A 3,956-nucleotide genomic window follows, 5' to 3' on the forward strand; every position below is an offset into this window, starting at 1 on the left:
GATCGTGCAGATGCTGGTCTTCGTGGCCAGCACGCCGGACTTCGGTGAGCAGTCGAACGTCGCCAACGCGGCCAGTGAACTGCTCATCGAGGTACTGGGCGAGAACGGACGCCACGCCCGCACCGCGATCGGTGTCGCCGGGCTGCCGCTCAACAGTCCGGTCGAGATCCAGATGGTCTGCACCGCTGCGTAGGGCGGGCCCGACGGCGGTGTACGCAAGTGCGCGCGATATCGCGGGCCGCGCGCGTTCGGCATCCAGGGGGAGTCAGCACCCGCGCCCCTCGATCATTCCAGGCAGAACCACAAGGAGGGCAGCGTGAACCGGCTGCAACGAGCACTCGACGCTCTGGTCGAGCGGATCGACACCCCCGCGCCGATCGTGCTGGTCGACGTCATGCAAGCCAACATCGACCGCATACAGAGCTTCGCCGACCAGCGCAACCTCAAGGTCAGGCCGCACGTCAAGACGCACAAGTGCGTGGAGATCGGGCGACGCCAGATCGAGGCCGGCGCGGTCGGGATCACCGCGGGAAACGTCGGTGAGGCCGAGGTCTTCGCCGCGGCCGGGTTCGACGACATCTTCCTCGCCTACCCGATCTGGGCCGCGGGAACGAAGCGAGCCCGGATCCGCCGGCTCGCCGAGTCCGCCCGGCTGCGGGTCGGCGTGGACAACGTCGCGGCGATCGAGGCCCTCGCCGACGCGATGGGAGACGAACCGGACCGGCTGCAGGTCGTGATCGAGGTCGACTGTGGCGCCCGTCGTTCCGGGGCGCCGCCCGAGGCTGCGGGCGATCTCGCGCTCGCCGCCCGCAAGCGCGGTCTGATGCCAGTGGGCGTCTTCACCTATCCCGGTCACGGCGGCGCCGGTCGGGACGCCCGCCAGCGCGCCGCGGAGGACCAGGACGTCGCGCTCACCACCGCGGTACGCAGCCTCGCCGGTGTCGGGGTCACCGCGGAGGTGGTCAGCGCCGGCTCCACTCCCACCCTCGAGTTCTCCACCAGCAGCGTGATCACCGAGATCCGTCCCGGCGAGTACGTCTTCGGCGATCTGAACAACGCCCGGCTTGGCGCCTGCGGGGAAGACCAGATCGCGCTGTTCGTCGCCGGCACCGTGGTCAGCGACTGGGTCCCCGACCAGGTCATCCTCGATGTGGGCACCAAAGCTCTCAGCCGCGAAGGCAGCCCCGAGATCGGCTACGGCGGCATCGCCGGCACGAAGGCAGTACTGGCCAAGCTCAACGAGTACCACGGGTTCCTTCCGCTGCCGGACGGCGAGTTCCGCCCCAGCGTCGGCAGCGTCGTACCGGTGGTGCCGAACCACGTATGCCCGGTCGTCCTCGGTTTCGAGGAACTGATCGTCACCGACAGCACGGGCACGTCGCTGCAGCGCTGGCCGGTCGACGCCCGCGGATTCCTCAACTGACCGGCCTCAGGGACAAGCCCCCGTGGCCCGGACCGCAACCGCAACCCGACGACCGATCTCCCCCCCATAAGAGGAGTGCCTGACATGAGACTCAAGAACGTCACGGCCCTGGTGACAGGCGCCAGCAGTGGCATCGGGCAGGCGGTGAGTGCCCACTTCCGCCGCGAGGGCGCGCGGCTGCTGCTCACCGGCCGCAGGGAGCGGCTCGACAGCGCTGAGCCCGACGACCTGTATGTTCCCGGCGACCTCAACGACGAGGCGTTCGTCGAGCACCTGGCCAAGCAGGCAGCGGAGTCCTTCGGCACCGTTGACGTCGTCGTCCTCAACCACGGCTTGCAGGCCGTCAGTCCGCTCACCGAGATGGCCTGCGACGACGCGAGGAACGTGCTGGAGAGCAACCTGCTCAGCGCGTTCCTGGTGATGAAGCACTTCGCGCCGCTGATGCCCGAGACTGGTGGCTCGTTCGTCTGCGTCAGTTCACGGCTGGGCATGGTCGGCATGGCCGGGCAGGTGTTGTATTCCGCCGCCAAGGGAGGCCTCATCATGCTCGCCAAGGGCGCGGCGATCGAATGGGCCCCGCGCAACATCCGTGTCAACGTCGTCGCTCCGGGCCTGACCGCCACACCGATTATCGAAGCGGCGTTCCAGCGCAGGCCCGACCCCGAGGGCTACCGCCGCGAGCGCGAGAGCACGATCCCGCTCCAACGCCTCGCCACCCCCGAAGAGGTCGCTGACGCGGTGCTCTTCTTCGCCTCGTCGGAGTCGTCGTACGTGACCGGATCGGTCCTGACCGTCGACGGCGGGTACACCGCTTTCTGAACACCCCTGCTGGGCATCCCCACCAGCAATGGGCTGAACGACCTGCTCTCCGTCTCGCCTTCTGCCTCGGGCGACCGCCGATTGCGGCATGAACGATCGAACACGCGTCGAGTGCGTACCCCATTCGCCGCACTCGAACGGTGCCACCCACAGTGCGCCCGTGCCGACAACCGCATCCGAGCCACCCGGCCATCCCGGCACCAGCCGCGACGCGTCGCCGGCCTCCGCACATCGGGAACGGGCCACGCCCACGAGTGCGTGCCAGACGCCGCTCGGCAACGGCTCATCGACCGTGGCCGCGGCTACCAACTTCCCAAGCTCAAAAAGGAAAGACATGTCGCTCCTGAAGGCCATCGACACCAATCCCTCCTTCGCGCCGCGAGAGTCCGGCCCGCTCCCGGAACGCCTGATTTCCGGCAACCCCGCCTTCAAGACCTGGGCCCAGGACGTCGCCCGTGGGGAGTCGATCCATACGGGCGTCTGGGAAGCGACGCCCGGCGAGATGCGATCGATCAGGGGCGAGACCTTCGAGTTCTGCCACATCCTCTCCGGCATCGTCGAACTCATACCCGAAGGCGGCGAGCCGGTGATCTGCAAGGCCGGCGACAGCTTCGTCATGAAGCCGGGCTACGTCGGCGTCTGGAAGACCATCGAAACCGTCCGCAAGATCTACGTGACCGTGATGTGATGTCGATGCCGGGCCCCGATCGTCTTCGGGATCTCTCGCGAAGCTACCTGCTGAGCAACGTCGCCGGGGCCGATGGACCGCTCGGCCCGTCCCTCAGCCGCAGGCCCGGCTCTGCTTCATCCCTCACGAGAGCCCTCATGCTGCGGCTCTGGTGAGGACCGTCCCCACTCCGCTGGTCACCGCCTGTCACGGCTCCAGCTTCCCCACCGCCACTCACCCGGTCCTCTAGCCGGCGTCGCTCCGACGACAAGGTCGTCGGGGACTTCGATCCACGGCGAACACGCGCCCAAAGCGGCGATCGGCAACGCAAGCGGGCGATGCTCTGTCCGCGTTCGCCGCCCTGCACCATCCCCCCCGCACCCGCGAGGTAAAGCCCCGCACAGCTGGTCCACGCGTCCCCAGATGAGGAGTATTGCCATGAGTGATGCCCAGATCGGTCGTAGAGCGCTCCTGCGCGGAGCAGGCGGCCTCGCTGCCCTCGCCGCTCTTCCCTCCCTCGCCGCCTGCGGCACCGGCACCAGCCGTGTGTCGTCCGGTGGGGGCAAGGGCGGCGGCAAGACGGTGGTCGTCCGTGACAGCGGCGGTTCCTACGGTGCGGCCCTGCAGAAGGCGATCTACACGCCGTTCACGCGGGAGACCGGCATCCAGGTGAAGGTGCTGAACCTGGACGACGCTCCGCTGCTGGCCCAGATCGAGCAGGGCCGCCCGCAGTGCGACCTCATCAACAACTCGATGATGTCGCACCACAAGTATGTGAAGCAGGACGCCCTGGAGACGCTGGACCTCGACCGGGTCAAGAGCGTGAAGAGCGCGAAGATCCCCGAGAACCAGATCACCGAGCACGCCATCGGCCACAGCTTCTACGGCCAGTGCATCGGGTACCGCACGGACGCGTTCGGGGGTAAGAAGCCGGAGTCGTGGGCGGACTTCTGGGACACCAAGGCGTTCAAGGGCGGCCGCTCGATGGTCAGCCCGGACGGTGACCTGCCCGAGCTGGAGTTCGCGCTGCTGGCCGACGGCGTGCCG

General features: G+C 68.1%; 5 protein-coding genes and 1 pseudogene. All 6 read left to right on the top strand.

The features are described from left to right. Nucleotides 1-193 (top strand): RidA family protein (locus OP79_RS48535; protein WP_033329638.1); only part of this gene is annotated, 193 nt, incomplete at its 5' end. A gap of 123 nt (nucleotides 194-316) precedes the next feature. Further along, nucleotides 317-1,423, top strand: coding sequence for an alanine racemase (locus OP79_RS48540; protein WP_051745898.1), 1,107 nt, complete (start codon nucleotides 317-319; stop codon nucleotides 1,421-1,423). Nucleotides 1,424-1,507: 84 nt separating this feature from the next. Continuing rightward, complete coding sequence (locus OP79_RS48545) at nucleotides 1,508-2,242, top strand: SDR family NAD(P)-dependent oxidoreductase (RefSeq protein ID WP_033329639.1); 735 nt, start codon at nucleotides 1,508-1,510, stop codon at nucleotides 2,240-2,242. Nucleotides 2,243-2,402: 160 nt separating this feature from the next. Further along, the gene (locus OP79_RS48550) at nucleotides 2,403-2,930 is read left to right on the top strand and encodes a cupin domain-containing protein (RefSeq protein ID WP_245685754.1); all 528 of its coding nucleotides are present in this window, start codon (nucleotides 2,403-2,405) and stop codon (nucleotides 2,928-2,930) included. A gap of 151 nt (nucleotides 2,931-3,081) precedes the next feature. Continuing rightward, nucleotides 3,082-3,294 (top strand): annotated as a pseudogene (locus tag OP79_RS56690) (transposase); the annotation flags it as partial. Between the two features lie 53 nt (nucleotides 3,295-3,347). Next, nucleotides 3,348-3,956 (top strand): extracellular solute-binding protein (locus OP79_RS48555; protein ID WP_033329641.1); only part of this gene is annotated, 609 nt, incomplete at its 3' end.

The organism is Streptomyces yerevanensis, assembly GCF_000716805.1.
GTDB lineage: Bacteria > Actinomycetota > Actinomycetes > Streptomycetales > Streptomycetaceae > Streptomyces > Streptomyces flaveus.